Genomic DNA, 25,281 nt, shown 5'->3' on the forward strand with positions numbered 1-25,281 from the left:
GTTGAAGCTGCCTTTATTCCAAGTGTTAGCAACCCGATTTTTAAAGACTTCATCGGATATGGTGGACGGGTCCTTACAAAGGTACTTGGAAATCTCACGAAAAGACTTGCTTTCATCTAGAGATTGTTCAATATAGCGACGGTCCTCGATTGTAAGATGTTTATGATTCCCTGGTATAAGTTTTGACATAGTGTTATCCTCCTTATGCCGCCGGTTTGGACAACTGATAGAACTATACCGCTAGAAGGAATCATATGCAAGAGTAAACCCTACTTATCCAAGACTAAGTCCTACATAGGATGAACAGGGTAGGATTTAGAAAAATAATTTACGCTGCGTTGACGCATGATGTCAAAAATGATAAGATTATGTAAATATATTTACAATAGGAAGGTAAAGCAAATGTCTGACTTTTCAAAACGTATAGCCTCAGAAACACCCTCATTTACAAATTCACAGAAAAATGTGGCCGACTATATTTCAGGTCATCTGAACAAGGTCGCTTTCTATACGCTGGACGAGCTGTCTAGGAAGATCGGTGTCAGTACGACTACAATCATCCGTTTTTCACGTGTTTTAGGATATGACGGCTTCTCCGAGATGCAGAAAGCAATCCAAGAAGATATCTATGCCAATTCTGCCCCGAAAGCCAGACTTTCTGAAAGGCTTCCGGATACAGCGCAGCCTCCGGATAACGAGCTCCTGTCAGATTGTTTCCAGAATGATATCGAGAATATCCGTCAGACTCTCGCGGCACAGAAAGGTGATGACCTTGATGCGGCAGTGGATTCGATTATTCGTGCCCGCTCCGTCTACATCCTGGGCATGAGAAGCTCCTTCTCCCCCGCTTATTATATGGCCTCACGCCTCGGTGAGATCCGAAAAAATGTACACCTAATCCAGTCAGTCGGCATGATCTACCCAGAAGAAATCGTCAATGCAGGGGAAGATGATGTCTGTATTGCCTATCTTTTTCCGCGTTATTCAAAGGTCAGCTCTTCCATCATCTCATGGATGAAGAATGCCGGCAGTAAGGTGATCCTGATTACAAGCCTGAACTATCAGGCAGTGAGCGGATATGGAGATATCATTCTTCCATGTGCGATTTCCAGCCTTTCCTATAAGAATTCATTTGCTGCGCCACTCTGCCTCACCAACTACCTGATAACGGCAATGGCCAGACAGAACCACAAGGAGGCTCAATCCATTCTGGAAAAGACGGAATCTATCCTGAGTCAGGGATTTTACCTCGGCCTGTAAATCACAGAAAAAAAGTCCTACAGCGCGGCATCCCAGCCATTCTGCAGGACTTTTTTGTATTACCTGTATTATATAGATTTCTGCATTTCACCTTCAGTCTCTGCCCCTTCATGTTTTGCAGCATAGACATAATAGAATACAATCCCGATTCCAATAATCACAATCATAGGAAGCAGCAGCTTAGGACTTCCAGCAAGAGTAACTACCAGAATAAATCCACATGAAGCGATTTCAAGGACCGGCCATATATAATACCAGATTCCCTTCATCTTAAATGCTGCTTCATCATATGCCTTTGGCAGCACCTTCTTTAATCTTACAGATACAAATGCTGAATGGATCAGGCTTACCATGACAAAAGCTGTAGCCACATCTATATACTCCATAATAGATTCACTCATAAAGCTCAAAAGAATAGCTACGGCCACTGAAAACCAGACAGCTACGATAGGTGCATTTCTCTTCCCTGCTGTCTTCTTAAAGAGCGCGGGCATGCTTCCCTGACAGGACATGTTATGCAGCTCATGGGTCAGGCACACATACATCCCGTTCAAGGTTGAAATCGTTGCAAACATTGCCCCAAGCGTCACAAGCGCTGTGACTGCCGGCATTCCAAACTGCATGGATGCGATAGAAACCGGCGTGTCAATGCCAAGCTCTGTATAGGGCATCATACCACATAATACTGCAGTCATTCCACAATACAGCAGTGTAACAATTACCATACATAAAAACATAGCTTTAGGCAGGTTTTTTTGTGGTTTGTGGACATTTCCGGCCCATTCTGTCATCGTATTGATTCCTACAAACCCAAAATATGCCGGAATAATCTGGCCTATAACCGGGCCCGCCCCCTTCGGGAACATTGGCGTTAGATTGCTTAGTTTCACATGAGGAATCCCCATAATAACAAATACCAGCATTGCCGCCATCAAAATAATAACAATCAGACTCTGGAACCTGGCCGCCGCTTCAAACCCGAAAGAGTGAATGACTCCAAACAGAAGAAGTGCAATCACGGCAACCACGTAAACATTTGCCCCGGGGATATACAGTCTTACATACTTTGCAATCGTATGCGCACAATAAGGAAGCCAGATTGCCGTCCAGATAATATAAAGCCAGCCATACATAAATGTACTTAACTTCCCGCTGGTCTTCTTTACCATCACATAGCTTGAGCCCTCCACAGGCAGTATACAGCCAATCTGTGCACTCTGGATGCAGACTGGGACCGTTAAAAGGGCACCGATTATGTATACCAGCCACACTGCAGGCCCCATTGCCTCCGCCTGATATCCGCTTGCTACAAAGGATGATGCACCGATAATAGTTCCGATCAGCATGAATGTAGCAGTCATTAAGCCAATTTTACCTTTTTCTTTATTCTCCATATATCCTGTCCTCTCACTCTCCCACTATTTTTGATAAGGATCATCCCATAAAACAAGCTTCTGCCCAATCCCCTCTTTTAATGCAGTCTGGTACAGGTCATATCCAAGTCCCACATCGAAAGTAGCCATACCACATGCAACAAATGTAACCCTCTCTTTGCTGTCTGCACGCCCTTCCTTTTCTCCCAGAATCACTTCACCGATACTCGTGGATTCAACCAGTGGGCGGATCTTTCCATCATCAATCAGAGTATAGATAGGTCCTCCGATTACGGATGCATAAGAAGCAGCCTTATCCCCAGACTCAACGGCTTCCTGCACATATGCCTCGTGCAGCCTTACATTATCATAGATCAGTTTTGTATTCATCCAGAAGGAATCGTCTGACTGCATTGGTCCTGTAATCAGCAGTGTCACGCCTTCCTGAAGCCATTCATCTTTAATATATAATGGTTTCAGACGAGATGCTGCAACCGTGATTACCTCTCCGGCCCTTACTGCTTCTTCCAAATCTGTCGTCACAATTCCATCGATTCCGAGTTCTTCCTTTGCCCATCCTAAAAACTTCTTTCCGGCTTCTTCAAAAATATCATAACATACGATTTTCTTTGCATTCGGAAGCTGAGTCAGAATAGAACGGAGGCAGGAACGGTTAATCTGCCCACAGCCTAAAACGGTTACAACTTCTGAATCTTTTCTGGCAAGATGTCTCGCTGCAACTCCCGGTACTGCGCCTGTTCTTGCAGCACTCAACAGGTTCGCAGACATAAATGAGAGTGGTTCACCTGTATCTTTATCATTCAAAGTTACGGTCAGCACAGATCTTGGCAGCCCCTTCTTAGGGTTCTCTGCATTGGAGCCATACCATTTATTGCCGCATACATCAAACCGGCCTCCCAGATAAGCAGGCATTGCCACAAATCTTCTATCAGGACCGGCAACCGGCATATTCGGGAACGGGGATTCCTTCGGGAATACAATTCCCAAGCCGTGGCTGTTATGGTTGCTTCCCCCCATCAGGTAATCTCCCTTACTTAATAAAGTAAAGACTTCCTCCGCGTTATCGATACATTTTACAGCATCGAGCACTCCTGCTTTAATTGTGTCCTGTTCTGATAAATATAAGAATTCTGTTTTGTGTGACATGTTTTTGTCTCCTTTCATATTGAGCCTGTCGGCAAATTGCTTAGTTTTTTTCTTCACATGTGAATGTTTTTGTTTATGTTTTATTTAATACATATACCCTATCGCGTTATATCGCAATTGTCAATATTATTTTCGTTTTTATTCTGTTTTTTCGTTTTTTCAGCATTATTAACTAATTCCGATTTCATTTTTTGTTAATTATGCCGTTTCTGAATTATAATATTGATTTTTGCAATATATCGCAATATACTATTTGTATCATTTGATACATTATCTGATACATATGAAATGCATCAAATCAGGCTGCTTCTATAAACCAACCAGCATGCAAACCTATATAAAAGGAGGATCTTATGAAGAAAATCAAGAATTACGAACAACTCACCTCACATGGCGATGTTCTATCCAGAAAAATTGTACTGGATATTACAGAACAAACTCTTAAGAAACTGGATTCCTATGAACGCATTAAAAGTATCATGCACCTCGACGGTGACATGCTTCATATAGGAACCAAGACGTGGGACCTATCAAAAAAGAAGAACGTTTACCTGCTGGGGGCCGGAAAAGCCTGCAACCATATGGCTATGGCAGTTGATGAGGTACTCGGGAACCGGCTTACAAAGGGAATTGCAATTGTAAAAATCAAAGAAGAAACAGATCGTTTTCAAAATACGGACGTCTATGTTGGAGGTCACCCTCTCCCAAACCAGGCTGGATATGAAGCCTGCCTTAAGATCCTCGACCTGGTAGATCAGGCAGGCCCGGACGATTTATTCATCGTTGTCATTAGCGGTGGAAGTTCCGCCCTTATGAGCTGTCCGCGTGAAGGAATCACACTGGAAGATGAAATTAAGACTACCGACATCATGTTGAAATCCGGGGCCGGAATCTATGAAGTAAACGCCATCCGCCGCCATATCTCTGCCCTGAATGGTGGTATGCTTGCAAAACGGATCGAATCTGTCGGTGCAGAACTCATTGGTTTCGGAATCAGCGATGCAGTCGGAACCCCTGCAACCGGCGACATTGGGATTCCTTATAAGAAGTATGCCAGCACTCCGATGGGCCCTGATAAAACAACACTCGAAGATGCACGGCGGGTTATCCGTGAATTCGACGTAGCCGATAAGCTTCCAAAGAATGTCGTGGACTATTTGATGAACGTCGGGCCAGAAGGCGAGACGCCAAAGGCTTTCCCAAATAACACCTATTTTCTTTTGAACACGCTTCCTGATTCCTGCATTTATGCCAAAGAAATTGCAGAGGCGATGGGAATCCCAGCAATCATACTTTCCTCATTCCTAGAAGGAGAAAGTAAGGACGCCGGTACATTTTTCGCTTCTATTGCAAGAGAATCACAGGCCTACGGCAACCCAGTCCAGCCGCCGTGCGTCATTTTAAGCTCCGGTGAAACCACAACGAAGATTCTGGACAATAAACTCATCACAGGCCACGGCGGACCCGGACAGGAACTAACTTTAAGCTTTGCCATCGCCGCGCAGAAAACCAAGGGGGCCTGCATGCTGTCCATCGACTCCGAAGGAACAGACGGTACCACCCCCGTTGCAGGAGGCATATGCGATTCGACAAGCTACACCAATGCTGTTTCCAAAAAGATCGATGTCCACGCCGCACTGAGGGGGCACGCCTGCTATGAAGCCCTCTCCGAGATGGAGGATGCGGTATTTACAGGCAATACCGGTACCAACCTTTGTGACTTTAATGTTCTGTATATTCCGGAAACAAACGAATAGGAGGAAAACCATGAAATCAATCATTAAATCCGTACATGCACGACAGATTGTAGACTGTAAATGCCGCCCGATGGTGGAGGTAGACGTCGTAACGAGCGATGGGTACACCGGCAGAGGCTGCGCCCCAACCGGGTCTTCCGTGGGAATGTCCGAATGCTGTGTCCTCAGAGACAACAACCCGGAGGAATATCATGGGCTCAGTGTACATAAGGCGGTAGACAATGTAAACAAATTTATCGCACCAGCCCTGATTGGAATGGATGTTACCGACCAGAAAGGGATTGACGAAAAGATGATTTCTCTGGACGGCACCCCGGAAAAAAAGAACCTCGGAGGCAATGCGATTTATTCCGTCTCTATTGCCACTTTCCGGGCAGCTGCCGAAGCAGCACACCAGCCGCTCTACAACTATATCGCCGGTGGTCCGGTTAAAACAGTACCTGTGCCAAGCTTTAATGTTGTAAACGGGGGCCGCTACGCATCACTAACACAGCCTTTCAACGAGTTCATCATCATGCCTTATGGGGCAGACACAATAGATGAGGCTGTTGAGATGGGAATTAATACATTCCAGGAACTGGAGACGGTCATTACAAAATATACCGGGAAGAAACCAGAAGTCGCCCCCTCCTATGGATATGCGGCGCCATCAGAGGATCCCGAGGTCATCCTCAACCTGATCTCAGAAGCTATTGACCACTGTGGCTATACCGGACGGATCGGATTTGCATTCGACTGTGCTTCCAGTGAAATGTATGACCGTCATGATGACACCTATCTTTTAAAAGGGCAGAGGGTGAATTCCCGGCAATTAATTGATTATACAAAATATCTGACTGAAAAGTTTAACTTTGTATTTATAGAGGACCTTCTGGATGAAGAGGATTGGGAATCTTATCCGAAAGCACATAAAGAAATCACCCGGACTAATATCATCGGAGACGATTTTATTGTCACAAACCCCGACCGCCTCAAACGTGCATATGAATTAGATGCATTAGATGGTTTTATCCTGAAACCCAATCAGGTAGGAACCATCACCGAGGCATTATCCGCCTACAATTATGCTATGGATCACAATCTGCTGGCAATCCCATCCGGAAGGGCAGGCGGTGTCATTGGCGATATCGTCATGGATCTTGCCGTAGGACTTCAGGTCGGCTTTATTAAAAACGGTGCCCCGCGCTCTGGGGAGAGAATTGACAAACTGAATTTCCTCATGCGTGCCCGCGACTTAAACCCGGGCTGCAGACTTGCAGACATATCCCCTCTGCTGAAATTTTAAACACACACTAAAAATATAAATTCTATAAGGAAGGTAATGAAAATGAGTCCAAAATATAATCCCTACGAAAATATGCTCTCTGTTGTAAGCAATGCTGCAGATATCCTTGGTTATGTGCCCAGTGATTACGAGGCAATCAAATATCCGGAACGCGAACTCAAAGTTGCCGTGCCTGTTCGCATGGATGACGGAAGCGTCAGAGTCTTTGAAGGTTTCCGCGTACAGCATTCCACGTCCCGAGGTCCCGCAAAGGGAGGTATCCGTTATCATCAGAATGTGGACCTCGACGAAGTAAAGGCTCTCGCAGCGTGGATGACTTTCAAATGTGCTGTCGTAAATATTCCTTACGGCGGCGGAAAAGGCGGAATCATTTGTGATCCAACAAAACTCTCAGAATCAGAGCTTCGAAGCCTGACAAGACGTTTCACAGCCATGATCGCCCCCATCATCGGACCGGACCAGGATATTCCGGCACCTGATGTTGGCACAAATGCAAACGTCATGGGCTGGATCATGGATACTTACAGCATGTTAAAGGGCCACTGCGTCCCGGGAGTTGTTACCGGGAAACCAATCGCACTCGGAGGCGCACTCGGAAGAAACGAAGCAACCGGGCGCGGCGTCATGATTACCACTTTGAATATCCTGAAGGCACACGCATTCTCTCCAGAAAATTCCACGGTTGCAATACAGGGAATGGGAAATGTCGGAAGCGTATCCGCAAAACTTCTTTACGAACAAGGACTGAAAGTGGCCGCTGTCAGCGATGTTTCAGGCGCTCTCTACGATCCCGACGGACTCGATATCCCGTCTATCTTAGAGTACCTTTCGCAAAAGCGTGGAAACCTTCTCGAAGGATATGACGCTGGCAATGCAAAATGGATCACCAACGCAGAATTGCTTGAGCTTCCTGTTGACGTGCTCATTCCAGCGGCACTTGAGAACCAGATTAACGCCTCCAATGCCGACAAAATTCAGGCAAAGATCATTGTAGAAGCTGCCAATGGCCCTACAACGATTGATGCTGATAAGATTCTTGACAAGAGAGGAATCGTTATCGTCCCAGATATCCTTTCTAATGCAGGAGGTGTTGTTGTTTCCTACTTTGAATGGGTTCAAAATATCCAGTCTATTTCATGGAGCGAAGAACATGTAAACGAACAATTGAAAGATATTATGGATCAGGCTTTTCAGTCCGTATGGGACATCGCAAAAGATAAAGATGTTTCCCTTCGCACCGGCGCATATCTTATTGCAGTAAAGCGTGTAGTCGACGCTAAAAATATGCGTGGAATCTGGCCTTAAGAACAAAAAAAGAGGTATGGACGCTCTCCCCTGAGAGCCCATGCCCCTTTTTCTGCCAAAAACAAATCCCCACACGGGGATGACATCACAATATAATATATATGACTAACAAAGCTGCACTTATAATGATGAACGGCTTCTGAACCTTATTCGCCAATACATTCAGTTTCGGATTATTCACAAAAAACAGTATCAGATAGATACATGAACAAATCAGCGCGACAGCCAGCACAATATTCTTAAGCATTCTTTTTTCCTCCCAATTTATCTTACGTTGCTACATACCTGTAACACATTATAATCCATTTGAACAAATAAATCCACTTATAATTTATTCCTGTTGACTATCCAATCCGGCAGGGATAGTATTTGCCTTAACAATGTAGTAAGATATTTAACATGAGATAACAATTAGAAACAAGGAGGATAAGAGTATGAACCGGGAATTTTTACTGAATCAGTGGGTCAGCATACTACACTGTAATATCTGCCTCGTAAACAGAGATTATAAGATTGAAAATTGTTTCGGAGATCTGGCACCAGAGTCGAATCCTCTTTACACGGACGCTCCATTTCTGAAATATCTGGCCAGCCATGAAAGTAAGGAATACCCGGTTATTTACTGTGAGTTCGATTCCGTAGTTTATGCCGTAATGGATATGGAAAATTTGAAATTAATCATTGGCCCGGTCAGTATCTTAAAGCCAGCCAGAGAGCTTGATGCTTTTATGGTGAAAGCCCATTCTGTAAGCAGCAAAGCAGGGCATCAGACTGCATATTGTGAGATCAAAGTGTTCAGCGCCGGAATACTGGCAATCTATCATTATCTGACAGGAAGAGAACTCTCCTTTGATGAATTGTGGGAGAAAAATAACCTTCATGGGCCGAAAATAGGAGAGGCAAGGGAAAGTGTGCAAAAAGTGATTTTTTCCCATCAGGAACGGGAGATGCCCCATAATCCTTATGATCAGGAACAAAGAGAACTGGACAGTATCCGCCGCGGTGATAAAGAAATGCTAAGACGCAGCCTGCTGGAAACGTACCGGGGCGAAGTAGGCCAGCTGTCACTTAATGAAGTTCGTCAGGCTAAAAACATAGCCATCTGTGTCCTTACTCTGGCCTCCAGGGCGGCCATTGAGGGAGGTATGCTGCCGGAAGAAGCATTTTCAATGGTTGACGGGTTTATACTAAAAATCGAAGAGATGTCGAATATTGCCGCGATTGAGACAGTAATGCGAAAGGCAGAGTATGAATTTGCGGAACAGGTGGAACTGGTCCACACGCAAAAAGAGAAGAATCCACTGATCGAAAAGACAAAGAATTATATCTTTCAAAATCTTCACAGTGACATCAGGATCGGCGAAATCGGGCATAAGGCAGGTGTTTCACCGGCCTATCTTTCCGATTTGTTCCGGCGGGTCGAGGGGATCACGATACAGCAATATATACGCAGAGAAAAGGTACGTCTCGCCGAAAACCTGCTCCGCTATTCGGAATATGAAGTGAAGGATATCGCGTCTTATTTATCCTTTTGTTCCCAAAGCCACCTTGGGCGGGTATTTAAGGAAGAGACAGGGATGACACCAACAAAATACAGGGCAAAGTATGGCGCTTCTAAAAATAGCTAAAATTCATGATATTCAGCTAAAATTCATGATATATCATTTAACCTTCTTATACTATTATAAGATCATAAAACAGGTTACTGCTCACGGCCATAGGCCAAGTATAGCAGCTACAATAGTTCAGGAGGAAAAGTATGAAAGAACTTCTATTTGGCACCGCATATTATGATGAGTATATGCCCTGCGAGAGGCTGGACAAAGATGTTGAAATGATGAAAAAGGCCGGTATTAATGTGGTAAGGATAGCGGAATCCACATGGAGCACATGTGAGCCACAGGAAGGGGCATTCGATTTTACACATGTAGAACGGGTAATGGATGTCATGGAACAGGCCGGAATTTCCGTTATTATCGGAACACCAACATATGCAGTTCCAACATGGATGGTAAAATCCTATCCGGACGTTATCGCCACCACGGTAAACGGCAGGGGGCTTTACGGAGCCCGGCAGATTATGGATATTACCCACCCGGTCTACCGGTACTATGCCGAAAGAGTCATCCGAGAACTAATGAAACATACCGCACACAAGAAATGTGTCATCGGCTATCAAATTGACAATGAAACAAAGTATTATGGGACAGCCGGAAATAATGTGCAGGAGAGATTTGTCAAATACATCCGGCACAAGTTCCACGATGATCTGGACGCGATGAACACCGAGTTTGGGCTGGATTACTGGAGCAACCGCATCAACGCGTGGGAGGATTTTCCGGATGTACGCGGAACCGTCAACGGCAGTCTCGGTGCCGAATTTGAAAAATTCCAGAGAACGCTGGTAGATGAATTTCTGGGATGGCAGGCGGATATTGTAAATGAGTACCGCAGAAAGGATCAGTTCCTTACCCACAATTTTGATTTCGAATGGCGCGGATATTCCTTTGGAGTTCAGCCGGATGTCAATCATTATCAAGCGTCAAAATGCCTTACCGTTGCAGGAGCGGATATCTATCATCCCTCACAGGATGGACTGACCGGCACCGAGATTGCCTTTGGCGGCGATATGACCAGATCACTAAAACAAGACAATTATCTGGTATTAGAGACAGAGGCCCAGGGATTCCCGGGCTGGACCCCCTATAAGGGACAGCTCCGTCTGCAGGCCTACAGCCACATAGCTTCCGGGGCTAACAGTGTCATGTACTGGCACTGGCATTCCATTCATAACTCCTTCGAAACGTATTGGAAAGGACTCTTAAGTCATGATTTCGAAGAAAATGAGACTTACAGGGAGGCCTGTGTCATCGGGAAAGAATTCAGGGAAATCGGAAGCCATCTGGTAAACCTGAAAAAGAAAAACAAGACTGCGATCCTTGTCAGCAATGAGGCACTGACCGCTTTAAAATGGTTCGGGATAGAAGCCTCCGCTGCGGGCCCGGGAAACACATGGTATAACGATGTGGTCCGCTGGCTATATGATGCACTTTACGATATGAATGTGGAGTGCGATTTCATCTGGCCCGAATCAGATAACTTAGACCAGTACCAGTTGATTCTTGTGCCCGCACTTTATGCGGCGCCGGATGAACTGTTGAAGAAATTAGACCGGTATGTGAAAAACGGGGGCAGTATGGTCGCCACGTTTAAGACGGCCTTTGCCAATGAGAATCTGAAAGTAAACTACGATGTCCAGCCGCATATTTTAAAAGACTGTCTCGGAGTCCGCTACCATCAGTTCACATTTCCGAAAAATGTCGGACTCGCGGGAAGAATTACAGATCACGAACACGACACAGAGGCAAAGGTATTCATGGAACTGTTAATATCAGAAGGCGCAGAAGTTATGGCTTCTTATGAACATTATAACTGGGGGCAGTATGCGGCAGTAACAAAGAACCATTACGGAAACGGAACGGCATATTATATCGGCTGCATGACGGCGCAGGGTGTATTGGAGAATCTGCTCACAGATGCACTTAAGAATGCAGGAATTCCAAGTTTATCCGAGAAAAAATCCCCCCTTATTGTTCGTCAGGGTATCAATGATTTTGGAAAAAATGTGTACTTTTATTTTAACTATTCAGCAGAAAAACAAGTTGTAACACATGAATTTTCAGACAGCACAGACCTTTTGACCAAAGAAGAAGTCCGGACAGGGGACACCATTTCTATTCCGGCCTGGGGTGTGAAGATTCTGGAAGGATAATCATTCGGAAATAGCATCGGGGAGCGTTTATCCGCTCCCCGATATTATATCTTTTCATAGCTGACATTTATAACTGCCTTTTTGTTTCTAAGTGCTGCCAGCAGCATGGATCCGCCTAATAACAGGCAGTTTCCGAGTAATTCTATAAATTCGCAGTCTATCAGAAGTACAACCATCTGCATCACGGCAATGCATCCGGTGGCAATACACACGATTTTTAATTTACGGTCTGATACATGCATTGGTGAACGAGTCCAAACCTCAGGCAATACTTTAGGCAGGCGGATTGTATAAAAGCATACCAATGCAGTTTGCGCACGCATTAAAATAACTGTACAGTTTGAAAGTGTATCCAGATTTAAACCAAGAATCAACGGTACAAGACTGACTCCATAACACAACAGGAGCATCAAGTAAGGAGTATGAAATCTGGAATGCCTTTTCATAAAGATTTTCGGAAGCCATCCATCGTTTGCCTGCTGTATCATCGGGTCAAGAACGCCTCCAATGGATGCGTTTAATGTGGTGGCTATTGCAAATAACGCTCCAGCACACATGAAAAAGATGTACAGCCAGTAAGGGAAAATTTCAAATGCCACTTTTGAGAGCGGCTGTCCGGCAACCCGCACCACTGGGAGGACTCCGGCTGATACTACTCCGATGATTGCGTAGACAGCCCCCACTCCTAGTGTGCTGCGCATCATAATCTGTGGAATGTCTTTTGTCGGATTTTTTGCCATTGCACTAAAATTAATAAGATTCTTTGCACCATCTGTAGCAAAAGAGAGCAAGGCCACTGCAACCAAAAATCCGCCGGTTCCGCCATAGAAAAAGTCCGGAGCTGTAAAATAAGCCGGGATGTCGACTTTGGCAAATCCGAATACCGCATACAGAGTAAGTGCAGCCGCCATAATAACAACCATAATGACCTGTGCAGCCGCATATGTTTTTACTCCAAGAAAATTTAAAAAGAACATCAGGGATACAAATATTATTTCCACCGCCAGCCGATTAATACCCGGAACCAATTCTAACAGATAGTCTGCAAAAGAGACTCCATATAATGCAATAATGACTACTTGGAACAGCATGATATAAACACTGATACCAGTAATATATTTAGGGGCTATCAGGGCCATCTGGGTATAACTTCCACCCTCTAAACGTATTGTACCACCCAGATAGCTATAAGGTATGATGGATACCGCCATCAGCAGGGCAGCTAATAAATAGGCGAAAATGACTGCATGCCCGGTATTGGCAATAGCTGTACCGGTCATGGTAATAACTCCGGTGCCGATAACCATCCCAATAGCGGTTGCATAAAGAGCACCGCGTCCCAGGGTCCGCTCTGTTTGTTGTACAGAGGTATACGCTGTGTCTGGATGCTTCATCTTTATATCACCTCTTTCAAGCTTTCAAAATCAGGTAAATCAGCAATATGAGAACCGTAATGAGCATAAGCTACCGTGCTGTCCGGCATTACGATAAACAACGCTGGAAGCTGCTGGCTGCGCCCCTCACTTTTTTCTCCTAAAAACGTAGGTAAAAGAAGCTTTTGTACACCGCCTATAGATTCCAGAAGCTGACTGCTTCCCCCTGACAATTGAGGAAGGGTGTCTGCTTCAAATACATTGTACCGGTCATATAGTTTTGCATCAGGATCACAAATCAAATCAAACGGGAACGGATTTTCTTTACAGGCTTCTGCTATATTCTTACGCTCTGACTGTAGAACTACCTTAAGGTCAAATCCACATTCCTGAAGCTTCGACCACATACCACGCAATTGCCCCAACATCATCTGACATATCGGGCAGCTATAGTAACGCGAGAATACAAGGATAGTTGGTTTTTCCATATTTTCAGAGAGATCCAGGCCAGTTTTTTCCGGTGTATCATATATAAACCCGATTATTTTATCTCCCTTTTCCAATGTTTTGTGATACGGTCTGCCTTCCATTTCCCAACGATTCTTTAATACAGTCATGGCTTCTGAAAAACGCTGCATAGACGCTTCAAGTGTTGTACGGCTGCAGGCGAGGTTGATTCTTTCAAATCCACGTCCGGAAGGTCCAAAAATATAGCCTTCGTCCAGATACAGTTTTGCCTCTTTTTGCATAAAGTGCTCCAGTTCCTTGTGGGTCATTCCGAGTGAGCGCATATCAAGCCAGAGCAGATAGGTTCCTTCCAGAGGAAACACTTTTATTTCAGGAAAATGTTCTTTCATAAATGTATCTATGTATTTTGCATTTCCAGCAATTACTTCCAAAAGCTGCTCCAGCCATTCATCACATAATTCATACGCTGCTTCGCAAGCCTTATAAGAGAATGTATTCTGGTGGGATACCAGATTCATCATGTGTACCGCCCGTGCTTTGGCACGTACAACCGGGTCAGCAATGATAATATTAGAGCATTGGACTCCTGCCAGATTGAAAGTTTTGCTGGGTGCAGTACATACTGCACAAATCTGACGCGCGGTTTCGGATAACGTGGCCATAACAGTATGCTTATATCCCGGCATGATCAGGTCATGATGAATTTCATCGTCTACAATAAATACATTATGGCGTGCACAGATGTCCACTACTTTTTCCAACTCTTCAATCCCCCATACCCGGCCGACCGGATTATGTGGATTACAGAATAAAAGGACTTTTGCATCCGCGCGGGAGGCCAGCTCTTCCAATCTATCATAATCAATACTGTAACGATCTCCTTCAAGAAGCAGTTCATTGTATAAAATAGTACGCCCTCTGGCAAGTACAGATAAGTCAAAGGGATAATAAACAGGAGAAATTACAATTACGCCATCTCCGGGATTACTCATTGCATCGATCAGCATACCCAGAGCATATACCACGCCTGGAGTACAAATGATTTCTTCCGGCCGGACCTCATAATTATGTCTGCGTTTCATAAAACTACATACTGCGTGATAAAAACTTTCTGTTGGGTCAGTATAACCCAGAATTGCATCCTGTGTATATTGCTGCAGGGCATTTACAATCTCCGGTGCGGTTGGGAATTCCATATCTGCTGTAGAAAGCGGAACGCACTTAACAGAAGCACCCGGCACAGCATTCCATTTAGATGAACCATACATGGAACGATCAGGAATTGAATGAAAATCATATTGCATATTAGTTACCTCCTTATACCTTTTCGCAAAGACTTTTTGTTTCCCATCTCAACAATACCACTTTTTGTTGAGCTGGTAAACAAAATTTATTATTTTCATCATAATACCATAAAATGCAATTCGTATTTTGTTTATATTGCATAAATTTATATGGGTTTGAAATGTCAAATGATGTGAAATAAGTATTCAGGTTTTGTTGACTAGGTAATCATTATTTGATACAGTAGTTTATAAGAAAAGTGTCTCGTATACATGAAGAAAGGAACAGAAAATGGAAGGAAAAAAGGAGTTATCTTTGTTGAATGTGCAGAACCGTTCAGACTTTGATTCTTATGTGGCTATGATGGAGGATGTATATCGTTTTGTACTGTATGGTATGGATAACTATAATCGACAGCATGATTATGGAACCGGAGAATCATTGAGCATGGTTGAAATGCATACATTAGATATGATTGATATGCAACCCGGATTATGTGTAAAAGATGTAGCTAAACTGTGGAACCGGACCCTTGGGGCTGCTTCGAAAAATGTCAATGCATTATGCAAAAAAGGGGTTGTTGTCAAAAAAAAGCTGCCTGGGAATGATAAAAACATACATCTTTATACAACTCCCAAAGGGCAGAAACTCACAAAATTACACCGGCAATATGACAGGGATGAAATAGCAGATGTGGTGGGGTTGATGCTTGTAAGGCATACCGAAGCAGAATTGAAAACATTTCACGAGGTGATAAAAACAGGTATTCAGATTTACGAGAAAAACAACCAGCAGATAAGTGATTTATAATGAATCAGGGGGTTCTCTTTCAATATGCCAAACATGAAAGAGGGCCTTTTTGTATAACACAATTAACAACATTTTGTTGAATTGTTCAACAAAAAATAATTGTCTAATCCAATTCTAGAGACATCTCATACATGCACTCTTGACGCTCTTCGCTTGATCCCCTATTCTTCCTCCCGCCAGAACAGCTGGTTTGCAGAAGTCCCAATTTTTTCATAACCTTTCGGCTCGCAGCATTCTCTGTATCGCAATACGCAACAAAATGGCAAATATTTAATCTTTCTTTCGCAAAATTCATAGCTGCGGCTGCGGCTTCACTCGCATAACCACAATTATGATATGTCGGATTCAATATCCAGCCAAGTTCCGCTGTGTCCCGCTTTTCATTCAGATATATGCTGACAGCTCCGATATGTATCTCATTCATCAGTATAGCAAACTCATAAAAAAGAGGTTCTGGCTGCTGCCATTCCTTTTCACATGCTATGAGAAATTCCCTGGTTTCATCTAATGTCTCTTTCGGCATATGCACCATATATTTCGTATTTTCGATATCTGAAGCATATACATGTGTCGTCTCAAGGTATTCTGTCCCAAGCGGACACAAAATTAATCTATTTGTCTTAATTTTCATTGTTAACTCCATTATATCAGCATTCGTGTAATAATGCGGATTTTCCTGTTCTGTACACAGGTAGTTGATATACTACAAGCTATGACTATTTAATACGTTCGGCATATATTTCCGCATTTATATGCCATTCTCCATCATCTTTTACAGTAATATTCTGCCAGTGAAATTTATTATCCTCAATCTTGACGAAAACCCATTTTCTTTTTTCATCGCCCGTGTAGGTAAGAACAATCATTTCTCCCTGTTTTCTCGCTTCAAGCCGTATTATTTTTCCCGTATAACCATAAGCTACATCCCATGCATGAGTATCCGGATTGTAGATACGAAGTGATGTTCCGTATTCATAATCCGGCAGAATGATAACATCCTGTACTGCCATACCTTCAAGAACCCATGAAAAATGCCATTCCCCCCTGATTGGACATGGATTGTTACTTTCAACATAATTGATTTCCCAACTGCCTATAAGCTTCCCAAAATAATCAAATTCTTCTGGCAGGGCATCATTCTTCTTTTCACTTATCAGCGCTTCTAAAAATTCCCTCATATGACAATCCTCCTGCTGCAATAGGTAATCCCTATTACCATTCAAATTATTCTTTTAGATAAAGCGGGATTTGTTTCAAGCATTGAAATACATATCATAAACAATATATCCCTTTATATTTTTCAATGCTCCAGCATAAGTTTCTTGACACATCATACAGCGTGGCTCTTTCATCGGTATCCCACTTGTTGGAAAAAGGTTAAACTCTGAAGATGTTTTAAATCCAATGCGATTATAAAAATGATAATCGCCCTCAACTGTAATCCCTTTATAACCCGCATTTCTAACTTTTTCAATGCCCTGGGTAATCATTGCAGAGCCAATTCCCCGATGTAAGTAGTCTGCATGAACGGCTACGGGTGCAAGCATAACGATATTTTTTTCTTCCCTATCATCAATATGTACTCCATTTGGTGTTGCAGATATTGGAAATCTGGAAAAAAGAAAATGACCTACTAATTTGCCATCTAATTCAGCAACAAATGATAATTCGGGAATATAATATTCCGAGTCACGTATTTCTTCTATTAGAGCAATAATATCTGTTCCATCCGAGTAGTCGGTTCCTTCACTAAATGAACGCAAAATCAGCGAAATTATTTCTTTATAATCTTTATGTGTTTCTCGTCGTATTATTATATCATTTCTCAACGATTTGCTCCCTTTCTATATTCTTAGTAATTTCATCTCACACTTTAAGACACAAGCCAAAAATTACATTATTTTAATATTTGATTTAATTCTTCTAATGATAACCCTCTAATCAGTATATTATTATCTTTTTCATCAATAACAAACTTCATAAGTTTATTTATTGCCTCATAATAATCTATATCTCCTAAAACTCCATTATTCGTTGTGCTTACAAGCATTAGTTTCCACTCATTAACTTCTGTATTATTAACTTTATACAATGATTTTGGATTTTTAGGAAAAGAAGTTAAAGTGTCTTCTGTTAGTGCAAAGGCACCAAATGGCTTATTATCTTTTCCATTGTAAAAGTTTGGATTTCCTATATACGCATTTTCCCAATTATTAGTCTCTTTTTTCTTAAACTTATCAAATAATCCCATAATCAATCCCCTTCTTAAATTCAAGTTTTTTAGACATACTGAGATTTATCAGATCCACCTTATACTTTATTTGGTGCGCACAAACGGTTCGTTTACTTCCTTACTCAACAAATCCGTATATGCCTGTGGTTTCCGATACGCGTTGCCCCAGGTTTCAGTTTTTCTATAAGCCCTGATTTGATCCAAATTAAATTCAGCGATTAAAATCTGTTCCGAAACATCGGTTGCTTCGATGATAGTATTATCAAGGTAGCTTCCATCTTTATCAAATACAATTGGGGAAAAGGCACAGGACTGCCCCCAGTTATCCGCAGGATAATTCGCCATAGCAACGCCTGTCATATTTTCAAAAGCTCTCGAACTAAGTTGATTTTTCCTTGCCGGATTTATGTCACAGGCATTGGGGACAAGAATAATCTCCGCACCTTTCAGCATAAGTACCCTTGCACTTTCCGGAAATTCTCTATCGTAACAAATCATTATGCCAATCTGTACCCCGTCAAATTCACATACTTTGAATTCATCTCCATTTTGTAGTAATTTTTCCAATGAAAAATCGCAAGTATGCACCTTGGCATACTCTAAAATGACTTCGCCATTTCTATCAATGATAATTGCCGTGTTTTGTGGCTTTGATGTGGTTTTAGACAGATATGTGGCACAAATACCAATATGCAGTTCCTTTGCAATATTTTTCAAGTCTTTAACATATTCACTGTCAATTCCTACAGCATCTTCTAACCATAAGGCGCGTTCTTTATCAAAGCCAGTACGAAGTGGATTATCAAAAGCATCCTCAAAGGGCGGCGCATATCCATTCGACCACATTTCTGGGAATAGAACAAGGTCTGCCCCCATATGCGAGGCTTCTAAAACGTATTGGATTGCTAATTGCAAATTAGCACTTTTGTCATTCGGCACTGCTTTTTGCTGTACCAGTGCAATCTTTAATCTGTCCATGCTTCCTCCGCAAATAGTCATACTTACAAATTCCGGTTTTTTAACTTAATAGACTGTTTCACTCTTCTACGTAAATATTGATATCTTTTGTATTATTGATACTAATAACAGGTTTCCCTGAACCTGATTCAAACCTGTTCTGTTTCAGTATGCTCTGCGGACCATTTACCGTACCGTCTTGAACCGTGTTTAGATCTATTCTGACATTATCCGGTAATTTATCTAAATAAACAGAGACCTCCCGAAATGCATTTGCTTCGGAACCCTCGAGTGTAATATTGTGGTCCAATTGATCCGCCTCCAGATCAAGAACTAAAACTGATTTGTTGGCGTGTACTAACACATCTGAATTTAATGTTTCAAAATGAATTTGACCAAATTCCCCTGTTGTTTCAATTTTTTCAAATTCTTTCCGAGGTATGTAAATAACGAAAGAGCCAAGAACATTATTATCGGCCTCAGGATCTTCCATCCAAATGTCTATGTCAAGCGTATCATCATTCTTCTCATAGCGAACTTCATATTTATGATCCTTGTTCAAGTCTGCATTATTAAATTCAAAATATTTATTTACACCTTGCTTTACGATAATGGATTTGGCATTCCCTCTCAGATTAACATGACCAATATCTTCAGCCGAAATATTATCATATACTTGTTTCTCATCTTCTTTACCCGTAAAATTCAGAGTGTTTTTCTCTTGCTTACAGGAAATACATAAAAATGCACAAAAAATACTTAAACATAGAAAACATATTGCTTTTATTTTTCCCATTATGCCCCCCCTTGATTTCTGATCAGATAAGTTATGCTATACATACGGAAATAAATCATCAATATTTCTTTTGTGTTTGCCTCATTTCATTCACAAATAGGACAATACCATATAAACCGCAAATCAACAGAATAATATCTTCATAGGCATTAAAAATTACCGATTTTATCCCTGTTAATCCCCAAATGGTTAACAGAGCAAGAAGCAATTTGTTTTTCCTTTGGTAGCACGCATAAATAATTATACTTAAGCTTACAATAGGACAAGGCATAATATATGTTACCATTTTTGGAAAAGAGTTCCCTAAAAATAAGGAAACAAACGGATAGAACAAATAGAATAACAATAATAGTATTTGTAACATATTAGGCTTCTTAATCACATCATTTCTGTTATTCCAGCTTTCAAATAAAAACAAAGCTCCACACAATAAATATAGTGGAAATGCAAAATATTTTTGAATAGGCTCCGTTCCATACCATGCAAAAAAAACGATACCTATAAATAAATTTGCAACCCCTAATGCAAATTTCGCGGCCCAGTTTACTTTATGCGTATAAGATAATATAATTGCTGATATCACAAATATAAATAAGCCTATTTGAATTATATTTGTCTGTTCATTATAATTTCCGATAACAGTCCAAAATGCCCTTGCGTCCATTCCATTACCTCTACAACTTCAAATCTATAACCTCCACCATATAGTATCCTTTCTGGCATATTCTTTGAAACCGCATCTTATTAGAATTCTTTGCGATGAAGCACCATCAACATCTGTTTCAGCTATAATATGATTTACTTCGTCCTGCTTCAAAGCCCAATTACAAAACGACTGAACCGTTTCTGTCATATAACCTTTATGCTCAAAATCCCGCCCTAAGCCATAACCTATTTCAACTTCTCCATCACTGTTAGGAACATCTTTAAAATCAATTGATCCAACCACACAATGATCCGACTTTTTAACAACAAACCAAAAAGTGTGCCATAGGTAATTTACTGGGTCTTTTTGAACCTTTTCTACTTGTCCGCATACAATTTCACGAAACAATCCCTCCATAGGTTCCGCCTTATATGAGCATAGTAGTTCCTTTTCAAGCTTTCTAATGTTATACGTCCATAGTTCAAGCTGCTCTGGGGTAAGTGCAATAATATTAAGTCGCTCTGTTTCGATTCTCATTATTCTATCCCTTCAGATTATTCAGCGCATCTGGATTATTTGAGAAAATCATTCCAACCGTTTCACACGTTTCCATGTCGGGGCAGTCACCGCATGTCGTCACACCTTTTTTCAATGCGCACTGACGAACACCGCAAAAATTATCACAAAATACAGTTTTTGCTCCATCAGCACGACACCCCTCACAGTTGATATGTTCAGGCAGAATGGGCGCATCATTTAACTCAGCCCAAAGTTTTGCAGTTTTCTCACGCAATGCCTGGTCATCGTTGATCGTTGCAATATATGCATCACATTTTTCACAGTCCAATCCACAGTATGCAATCTTATTCTTCATAATTATGTACCTCCTACAATTTTAATTTTTGAATTAAGCTTTCTTCCATATCATTTGATATTCCATCTGACCCGTTTCTTTTTCAATGTTCCTTTGGGATATTTGAAAACCCTGCTTTTCATAAAATCTAACTGCATTCTTATTTTGTTCATATACATTCAAAACAAGTTCTGACTTAAAACTCTGCAAAAAGTGAATAAGTTTCCCGCCGATACCTTTTGATTGAAACTCTTCTTTCATAAAAATTCCTGCAATATAATTTTCTACTAATCCTGCAAATCCTTTTATTACACCATTTTCAAACACATATACTTCGGCAGAGGATATGGCAGTTCGCACATCTTCAAAGTGGTTGTGCCAATACTCTTCGGGTATGAAATTGTGTGCGCTTATATTGACACTCAGCCAAATATTCATTATCGTGTTAAGGTCGTTTTCGGTTGCTTTTCTTATCATATCTTTTCCTCTGCAAATTCTCCGTTCTAACAAACTGGAATAGGTTTATTTTTTAGTGCCCTACACCACGCTATTCATATACACTCTCATATATCTTCTCGCCATCTTTAAGAATTTTGCTGGTATCTTTATTTATCTCAATTAATTCTTCTACTTGTTCTTCTGAAAAAGTATATTCGTATCTCCCATATTCATCCAAACAATAGACTGAGTGTTGCATTTTGCCTTCATTATCCCTTCCACTCCACAGTATTTGAATATTATCCCCATTTTCCATCATATAATAATTTAAAGTTGCATTGTGAAAATGAAGGGTAAAATCAAAGTACTCTGGCATTGACTGATTTGGCAACGTATAATAGGTTTCTTCGTTAATTATCTTTTTATAATAACCTAACTGCTCATCAAAACGAAATCCATTCATTTCTATACCCTTATTAAACTTCGCTTCTAAAGAGTTCTTTGCATTTTTCCAAGCGATGCCCCAGCCTCCCCCACAAATCACTAATGCTATCACAGTACAAACTAGAATTAAAATTGCATTTTTCTTAAACCTTTTACTAAACGTTATTTCCGTATTCAATTTTTTAGCCATCTTCTTATCCTCCTTTAACATAACGTCTAGGGAGATATTAAATTCATCACTCATAAAAATCAGAGTTTCTAAATCTGGATAGTTCTTTTCTTTCTCCCAATTTGATACTGTCTGTCGCGTAACATGAAAAATCCGGGCAAATTCTTCTTGTGTCATTTTTCTTTCTTTTCGTATGTCAGTAATTGTCTGTCCTAATCTCATGTGTGCCTCCTTTCAGTATCTATAATGGGCTTAATTCTTTCAGATGGCTAGCAAGTCCAAATTGCATTGAATAAATATACCTCGCAAATATTATTTACGTGTCCAAGTTTAGCGTATCATACCGCCGTAATTCAACATTTTTAGTCTACAACTTCAAATTCCTCAAATAAACTTCAATTTTACAACCTGACAAAACTGAAATTGGAAGACTACAAACAATTTTCATCCATCAGGCAGAAAAACAGATGATTATTTGATAAGTTTACTTTTCTTCTAAAATAATAATTTGTGGTGGCAATGGCCCCAAAATTCTTTGAGAAATTCTTGCACCATATTCAACTTTATTGATTTCAACGATAGGATTTGATCCCAATAACTTTATATTGCATTCATATCCTTGTTGAGTTAGATAATCAATAACTTCAGGCATTGCATCACTAATATTTTTATAGCGATTATCAAGCTCGATTTTAATTTTCTTTTCCATAAATAAAACTCCTTTCATTTAAATTCATGAGCGTACTTCTTCGTGTACACATCCAAAATAGTATATAGAAGAATCACTTAAAGTTTATATGTGGGGTATATTCTTCCATTTCGTCACCTCATCTTACTTATTATCTTACCATTTCTTTTAGCTAATATCACTATAAATTATTTTATTATCCAATATCCATCTTACGCTTTTTTATTTCTTCAGACTCTTCGTCATCCACTTCCTGAACCTGTGCTTCACCAGTTCCCGAAAGTGCTTCAAAAAGGACGCATTTATCCTTTATCCATGATTTGAAAAGGAATTGATTCAATTATCCAGACGTACCTTCTGGTTAATTAATGTCCATCCATCAGGTAATAATATAAATAGGGTTGAAAAGAAAAACAGAAAGGCAATTATAAGAAAAAGAAACAGACTGATTCCCTTTGGGATAGCTACAATTATAGGGGGTGTACATATATTTTTAGATATAGTTTCTCCATCCCCATTAATAGCATTACTTTCTGAAATTGTCCATGTCTCAATTCCAGTTGTCTTATCTAATAATTCATAAGGATTATAAGAACTACAAAAGAACACATTCATCGTTAAGCACATAGTAAAAAGAAGCATAATGAAAATGACTTCAATGCGGGATAGATGATTTTTCTTATTATTTATTTCCATTATAATTCCCTTCTTTATCTATTGCTGCGATCAATGTGTTCTACTTAGGACACCATATAAATTAGGCTTTGCAATGTTATGAATTATTTTAATATACTATCAAGAATTGAGATATCGTGCTTGTCTTTATCTCTTAATTCATAGCCTGAATGAAAGATTTTTTGCCCCTTTAAAGATATACATGGAATTGTCTTTCCTTCAAAAACAGCTTTACCAAAAAAGTCTTTGTCAAACTCATACCAGCCACCTTCTAAATCTGCTTGTCTCGAAGTTCCGTCTTCATTCAAAACAAATGGGTGTATATCTAAATATCCATACTTTTCGCTATAAAGCTCAATTCTAACAGGTTTCCAGTCAGTATCTACTTTATATCCATATTCAATAAGCATGTCTAGCAATTTTTCTGTGTGTTGAGCATCAAAATTTATATCAATATCTCTATGAACCCTTGTTTGTTTTCCTGCCAATATATCAACGCCCCATCCACCATCAATCCAATATACTATACCTGTATTTTCCATCATATTGATGACAGCTAGTAAATCTTCTTTAGTTGTTATTTCTTTTTTGTCCATTCCATTCTCCCCCTTAGAGCTTCAATATTTTCAGTATAACTATACAGCATAACCAAGAATGTACTTAACAGTACGCCTCCGACAATGTCTGTCATCCAATGTACACCTGACACCAGTCTTCCTATCACCATAAATATTATAAATAATGAAATAATAACAGTTACTACGTTTTTCACTACAGGTTTGTTAATTCTCTTTCTCAGCTGCATAATAGCCGTCGGCATCACGCATAACACAAGTAATGTTGTTGACGAAGGGTAGGATGCCTCTAATCTTCCCGCAATAAGAACAGGTCTATAATTGATTACAAACACTTCAAATAGAATGTAGACTGCCATAACAAGAATATAGAACACACCTAAAATGAGAATGTCAAAATCCACTTTGAAGAGACTCCTTCGTTTTATTAACTGAGCCAATCCGAGTAAGCCAAAACCTAATACAAATACGGCCGGAACAAGTCCCAGCCAGTCTGTAACTTCGTAAAGCCACATGTGAACACCCGTAAAATCGTGAAAGGCTCCGTTCAAGCTGGCAAATCCTACAATAGATTTTTGTGGACCGATAGCCTGCAGATCAAACTTAGTAACTGCAAGGGTCCATAATAAAAATGCAATTAACGCCGTCAATGTGATACACAAATTTGTTTTCTTGTACTTGTTCATCTTAATACTTCCTCTTTTCGTTTTGATATTTGGCTGTCTGCCTGAAAACATCCTAACGAAAGCAATGAAAATATTAAAGAATTGGATTGTCACATCAACGATACGCTTCGTGTCATGCCCATTTTATAAGCATTATTGACTTAATGATCAAAAATAAGAATGTTAAGCCTGCAGCATATGGTTCTGTGCTCATTATAAAAAACATAGTTAGCAAAACACTAAGTAAGAGGGATATCTTTGACTTATTCTGCAGCCAAATACGATTAT

The 25,281-nt window shown here is 40.7% G+C and carries 28 protein-coding genes; 7 read left to right on the top strand and 21 right to left on the bottom strand.

Annotation, left to right across the window (positions count from 1 at the left end; all coding sequences use genetic code 11):
• Window positions 1-189: helix-turn-helix domain-containing protein (locus tag A8806_RS07515; protein ID WP_146203261.1), on the bottom strand; the 189-nt coding region annotated here is incomplete at its 3' end.
• 213 nt (window positions 190-402) lie between these two features.
• On the opposite strand from A8806_RS07515, the gene A8806_RS07520 reads away from it, so the two are divergent.
• Complete coding sequence (locus A8806_RS07520; protein WP_109730584.1) at window positions 403-1,260, top strand: MurR/RpiR family transcriptional regulator; 858 nt, start codon at window positions 403-405, stop codon at window positions 1,258-1,260.
• A 68-nt stretch (window positions 1,261-1,328) separates the two neighbouring features.
• On the opposite strand, the gene A8806_RS07525 is transcribed toward A8806_RS07520, so the two are convergent.
• On the bottom strand, window positions 1,329-2,654 hold the full coding sequence (locus A8806_RS07525; RefSeq protein WP_109730585.1) for an APC family permease: 1,326 nt from the start codon (window positions 2,652-2,654) through the stop codon (window positions 1,329-1,331).
• Between the two features lie 24 nt (window positions 2,655-2,678).
• The gene (locus tag A8806_RS07530) at window positions 2,679-3,800 is read right to left on the bottom strand and encodes a tyramine oxidase subunit B (protein ID WP_109730586.1); all 1,122 of its coding nucleotides are present in this window, start codon (window positions 3,798-3,800) and stop codon (window positions 2,679-2,681) included.
• Window positions 3,801-4,153: 353 nt separating this feature from the next.
• Here A8806_RS07530 and A8806_RS07535 point away from each other — a divergent pair, with 353 nt between their 5' ends.
• From A8806_RS07535 to A8806_RS07545, 3 genes are read left to right on the top strand one after another with little or no spacing between them, the layout of a single operon-like run.
• The gene (locus tag A8806_RS07535; RefSeq protein WP_109730587.1) at window positions 4,154-5,557 is read left to right on the top strand and encodes a glycerate kinase type-2 family protein; all 1,404 of its coding nucleotides are present in this window, start codon (window positions 4,154-4,156) and stop codon (window positions 5,555-5,557) included.
• Between the two features lie 10 nt (window positions 5,558-5,567).
• On the top strand, window positions 5,568-6,842 hold the full coding sequence (gene eno, locus A8806_RS07540; protein ID WP_109730588.1) for a phosphopyruvate hydratase: 1,275 nt from the start codon (window positions 5,568-5,570) through the stop codon (window positions 6,840-6,842).
• Between the two features lie 42 nt (window positions 6,843-6,884).
• Window positions 6,885-8,147: a Glu/Leu/Phe/Val family dehydrogenase gene (locus A8806_RS07545; protein WP_109730589.1), complete on the top strand. Its 1,263-nt coding sequence runs from the start codon at window positions 6,885-6,887 to the stop codon at window positions 8,145-8,147.
• Between the two features lie 85 nt (window positions 8,148-8,232).
• Here A8806_RS07545 and A8806_RS26125 read toward each other — a convergent pair whose 3' ends face one another.
• Entirely contained in the window at window positions 8,233-8,394 is a 162-nt protein-coding gene (locus tag A8806_RS26125; RefSeq protein WP_181368624.1) for a hypothetical protein, read from the bottom strand.
• Window positions 8,395-8,581: 187 nt separating this feature from the next.
• Here A8806_RS26125 and A8806_RS07550 point away from each other — a divergent pair, with 187 nt between their 5' ends.
• Both A8806_RS07550 and A8806_RS07555 read left to right on the top strand, forming a co-directional pair.
• Window positions 8,582-9,775, top strand: a complete 1,194-nt coding sequence (locus tag A8806_RS07550; protein ID WP_109730590.1) for a helix-turn-helix domain-containing protein — start codon at window positions 8,582-8,584, stop codon at window positions 9,773-9,775.
• Between the two features lie 131 nt (window positions 9,776-9,906).
• Complete coding sequence (locus tag A8806_RS07555; protein WP_109730591.1) at window positions 9,907-11,919, top strand: beta-galactosidase; 2,013 nt, start codon at window positions 9,907-9,909, stop codon at window positions 11,917-11,919.
• A gap of 44 nt (window positions 11,920-11,963) precedes the next feature.
• Here A8806_RS07555 and A8806_RS07560 read toward each other — a convergent pair whose 3' ends face one another.
• Both A8806_RS07560 and A8806_RS07565 read right to left on the bottom strand, forming a co-directional pair.
• Window positions 11,964-13,313 (bottom strand): APC family permease, encoded by a 1,350-nt coding sequence (locus A8806_RS07560; protein ID WP_109730592.1) that lies wholly within the window; start codon window positions 13,311-13,313, stop codon window positions 11,964-11,966.
• A 2-nt stretch (window positions 13,314-13,315) separates the two neighbouring features.
• Window positions 13,316-15,064, bottom strand: a complete 1,749-nt coding sequence (locus A8806_RS07565; protein WP_109730593.1) for a PatB family C-S lyase — start codon at window positions 15,062-15,064, stop codon at window positions 13,316-13,318.
• A 271-nt stretch (window positions 15,065-15,335) separates the two neighbouring features.
• Between A8806_RS07565 and A8806_RS07570 the strand changes: the two genes are divergently transcribed.
• Window positions 15,336-15,854, top strand: coding sequence for a MarR family winged helix-turn-helix transcriptional regulator (locus A8806_RS07570; RefSeq protein WP_109730594.1), 519 nt, complete (start codon window positions 15,336-15,338; stop codon window positions 15,852-15,854).
• A 103-nt stretch (window positions 15,855-15,957) separates the two neighbouring features.
• On the opposite strand, the gene A8806_RS07575 is transcribed toward A8806_RS07570, so the two are convergent.
• The 15 genes from A8806_RS07575 to A8806_RS07645 all read right to left on the bottom strand — a co-directional run bounded on the left by A8806_RS07575 (window position 15,958) and on the right by A8806_RS07645 (window position 25,014).
• Window positions 15,958-16,485, bottom strand: a complete 528-nt coding sequence (locus tag A8806_RS07575; protein WP_181368625.1) for a GNAT family N-acetyltransferase — start codon at window positions 16,483-16,485, stop codon at window positions 15,958-15,960.
• An 85-nt stretch (window positions 16,486-16,570) separates the two neighbouring features.
• Window positions 16,571-17,032 carry a hypothetical protein gene (locus tag A8806_RS07580; RefSeq protein WP_109730596.1) on the bottom strand — a complete coding sequence of 154 codons (462 nt, stop codon included), beginning with the start codon at window positions 17,030-17,032 and terminating at the stop codon, window positions 16,571-16,573.
• A gap of 75 nt (window positions 17,033-17,107) precedes the next feature.
• A complete protein-coding gene (locus A8806_RS07585) occupies window positions 17,108-17,683 on the bottom strand; it encodes a GNAT family N-acetyltransferase (RefSeq protein ID WP_109730597.1) in 576 nt (191 codons plus the stop codon).
• 68 nt (window positions 17,684-17,751) lie between these two features.
• A complete protein-coding gene (locus tag A8806_RS07590) occupies window positions 17,752-18,105 on the bottom strand; it encodes a DUF4299 family protein (protein WP_109730598.1) in 354 nt (117 codons plus the stop codon).
• Window positions 18,106-18,171: 66 nt separating this feature from the next.
• Window positions 18,172-19,065 carry a carbon-nitrogen hydrolase family protein gene (locus tag A8806_RS07595; RefSeq protein WP_109730599.1) on the bottom strand — a complete coding sequence of 298 codons (894 nt, stop codon included), beginning with the start codon at window positions 19,063-19,065 and terminating at the stop codon, window positions 18,172-18,174.
• A gap of 58 nt (window positions 19,066-19,123) precedes the next feature.
• Window positions 19,124-19,840, bottom strand: coding sequence for a hypothetical protein (locus tag A8806_RS07600; protein ID WP_109730600.1), 717 nt, complete (start codon window positions 19,838-19,840; stop codon window positions 19,124-19,126).
• Between the two features lie 58 nt (window positions 19,841-19,898).
• Window positions 19,899-20,504: a DUF6064 family protein gene (locus A8806_RS07605; RefSeq protein ID WP_109730601.1), complete on the bottom strand. Its 606-nt coding sequence runs from the start codon at window positions 20,502-20,504 to the stop codon at window positions 19,899-19,901.
• A 24-nt stretch (window positions 20,505-20,528) separates the two neighbouring features.
• Entirely contained in the window at window positions 20,529-21,023 is a 495-nt protein-coding gene (locus tag A8806_RS07610) for a GNAT family N-acetyltransferase (protein WP_109730602.1), read from the bottom strand.
• 4 nt (window positions 21,024-21,027) lie between these two features.
• Window positions 21,028-21,360: a DUF3795 domain-containing protein gene (locus A8806_RS07615; protein WP_109730603.1), complete on the bottom strand. Its 333-nt coding sequence runs from the start codon at window positions 21,358-21,360 to the stop codon at window positions 21,028-21,030.
• 33 nt (window positions 21,361-21,393) lie between these two features.
• On the bottom strand, window positions 21,394-21,816 hold the full coding sequence (locus tag A8806_RS07620) for a GNAT family N-acetyltransferase (protein WP_109730604.1): 423 nt from the start codon (window positions 21,814-21,816) through the stop codon (window positions 21,394-21,396).
• A 70-nt stretch (window positions 21,817-21,886) separates the two neighbouring features.
• Window positions 21,887-22,612: a helix-turn-helix transcriptional regulator gene (locus A8806_RS07625; protein ID WP_109730605.1), complete on the bottom strand. Its 726-nt coding sequence runs from the start codon at window positions 22,610-22,612 to the stop codon at window positions 21,887-21,889.
• A gap of 262 nt (window positions 22,613-22,874) precedes the next feature.
• The gene (locus A8806_RS07630) at window positions 22,875-23,099 is read right to left on the bottom strand and encodes a hypothetical protein (protein WP_109730606.1); all 225 of its coding nucleotides are present in this window, start codon (window positions 23,097-23,099) and stop codon (window positions 22,875-22,877) included.
• Window positions 23,100-23,414: 315 nt separating this feature from the next.
• The gene (locus A8806_RS07635) at window positions 23,415-23,774 is read right to left on the bottom strand and encodes a hypothetical protein (RefSeq protein WP_109730607.1); all 360 of its coding nucleotides are present in this window, start codon (window positions 23,772-23,774) and stop codon (window positions 23,415-23,417) included.
• 83 nt (window positions 23,775-23,857) lie between these two features.
• Window positions 23,858-24,349 carry a nucleotidyltransferase domain-containing protein gene (locus tag A8806_RS07640; RefSeq protein ID WP_109730608.1) on the bottom strand — a complete coding sequence of 164 codons (492 nt, stop codon included), beginning with the start codon at window positions 24,347-24,349 and terminating at the stop codon, window positions 23,858-23,860.
• Window positions 24,331-25,014, bottom strand: coding sequence for a phosphatase PAP2 family protein (locus tag A8806_RS07645; RefSeq protein WP_109730609.1), 684 nt, complete (start codon window positions 25,012-25,014; stop codon window positions 24,331-24,333). Before A8806_RS07645 ends, A8806_RS07640 begins: the two co-directional genes overlap by 19 nt.
• Window positions 25,015-25,281 lie beyond the last annotated feature (267 nt).

This window comes from Faecalicatena orotica (genome assembly GCF_003149245.1).
GTDB classification, from domain to species: domain Bacteria; phylum Bacillota; class Clostridia; order Lachnospirales; family Lachnospiraceae; genus Faecalicatena_A; species Faecalicatena_A orotica.

Excerpts from the sequence above, each read along its gene's own strand:
- A8806_RS07560 (WP_109730592.1), bottom strand. The coding sequence starts at position 13,313 with ATGAAGCATCCAGACACAGCGTATACCTCTGTACAACAAACAGAGCGG.
- A8806_RS07630 (WP_109730606.1), bottom strand. The coding sequence starts at position 23,099 with ATGGAAAAGAAAATTAAAATCGAGCTTGATAATCGCTATAAAAATATT.
- A8806_RS26125 (WP_181368624.1), bottom strand. The coding sequence starts at position 8,394 with ATGCTTAAGAATATTGTGCTGGCTGTCGCGCTGATTTGTTCATGTATC.
- A8806_RS07640 (WP_109730608.1), bottom strand. The coding sequence starts at position 24,349 with ATGGACAAAAAAGAAATAACAACTAAAGAAGATTTACTAGCTGTCATC.
- A8806_RS07605 (WP_109730601.1), bottom strand. The coding sequence starts at position 20,504 with ATGGACGCAAGGGCATTTTGGACTGTTATCGGAAATTATAATGAACAG.
- A8806_RS07595 (WP_109730599.1), bottom strand. The coding sequence starts at position 19,065 with ATGGACAGATTAAAGATTGCACTGGTACAGCAAAAAGCAGTGCCGAAT.
- A8806_RS07525 (WP_109730585.1), bottom strand. The coding sequence starts at position 2,654 with ATGGAGAATAAAGAAAAAGGTAAAATTGGCTTAATGACTGCTACATTC.
- A8806_RS07635 (WP_109730607.1), bottom strand. The coding sequence starts at position 23,774 with ATGGAAATAAATAATAAGAAAAATCATCTATCCCGCATTGAAGTCATT.
- A8806_RS07565 (WP_109730593.1), bottom strand. The coding sequence starts at position 15,064 with ATGCAATATGATTTTCATTCAATTCCTGATCGTTCCATGTATGGTTCA.
- A8806_RS07615 (WP_109730603.1), bottom strand. The coding sequence starts at position 21,360 with ATGAAGAATAAGATTGCATACTGTGGATTGGACTGTGAAAAATGTGAT.
- eno (WP_109730588.1), top strand. The coding sequence starts at position 5,568 with ATGAAATCAATCATTAAATCCGTACATGCACGACAGATTGTAGACTGT.
- A8806_RS07520 (WP_109730584.1), top strand. The coding sequence starts at position 403 with ATGTCTGACTTTTCAAAACGTATAGCCTCAGAAACACCCTCATTTACA.
- A8806_RS07570 (WP_109730594.1), top strand. The coding sequence starts at position 15,336 with ATGGAAGGAAAAAAGGAGTTATCTTTGTTGAATGTGCAGAACCGTTCA.
- A8806_RS07545 (WP_109730589.1), top strand. The coding sequence starts at position 6,885 with ATGAGTCCAAAATATAATCCCTACGAAAATATGCTCTCTGTTGTAAGC.
- A8806_RS07610 (WP_109730602.1), bottom strand. The coding sequence starts at position 21,023 with ATGAGAATCGAAACAGAGCGACTTAATATTATTGCACTTACCCCAGAG.
- A8806_RS07530 (WP_109730586.1), bottom strand. The coding sequence starts at position 3,800 with ATGTCACACAAAACAGAATTCTTATATTTATCAGAACAGGACACAATT.
- A8806_RS07625 (WP_109730605.1), bottom strand. The coding sequence starts at position 22,612 with ATGAGATTAGGACAGACAATTACTGACATACGAAAAGAAAGAAAAATG.
- A8806_RS07580 (WP_109730596.1), bottom strand. The coding sequence starts at position 17,032 with ATGAGGGAATTTTTAGAAGCGCTGATAAGTGAAAAGAAGAATGATGCC.
- A8806_RS07590 (WP_109730598.1), bottom strand. The coding sequence starts at position 18,105 with ATGGGATTATTTGATAAGTTTAAGAAAAAAGAGACTAATAATTGGGAA.
- A8806_RS07575 (WP_181368625.1), bottom strand. The coding sequence starts at position 16,485 with ATGAAAATTAAGACAAATAGATTAATTTTGTGTCCGCTTGGGACAGAA.
- A8806_RS07600 (WP_109730600.1), bottom strand. The coding sequence starts at position 19,840 with ATGGGAAAAATAAAAGCAATATGTTTTCTATGTTTAAGTATTTTTTGT.
- A8806_RS07555 (WP_109730591.1), top strand. The coding sequence starts at position 9,907 with ATGAAAGAACTTCTATTTGGCACCGCATATTATGATGAGTATATGCCC.
- A8806_RS07620 (WP_109730604.1), bottom strand. The coding sequence starts at position 21,816 with ATGATAAGAAAAGCAACCGAAAACGACCTTAACACGATAATGAATATT.
- A8806_RS07535 (WP_109730587.1), top strand. The coding sequence starts at position 4,154 with ATGAAGAAAATCAAGAATTACGAACAACTCACCTCACATGGCGATGTT.
- A8806_RS07645 (WP_109730609.1), bottom strand. The coding sequence starts at position 25,014 with ATGAACAAGTACAAGAAAACAAATTTGTGTATCACATTGACGGCGTTA.
- A8806_RS07550 (WP_109730590.1), top strand. The coding sequence starts at position 8,582 with ATGAACCGGGAATTTTTACTGAATCAGTGGGTCAGCATACTACACTGT.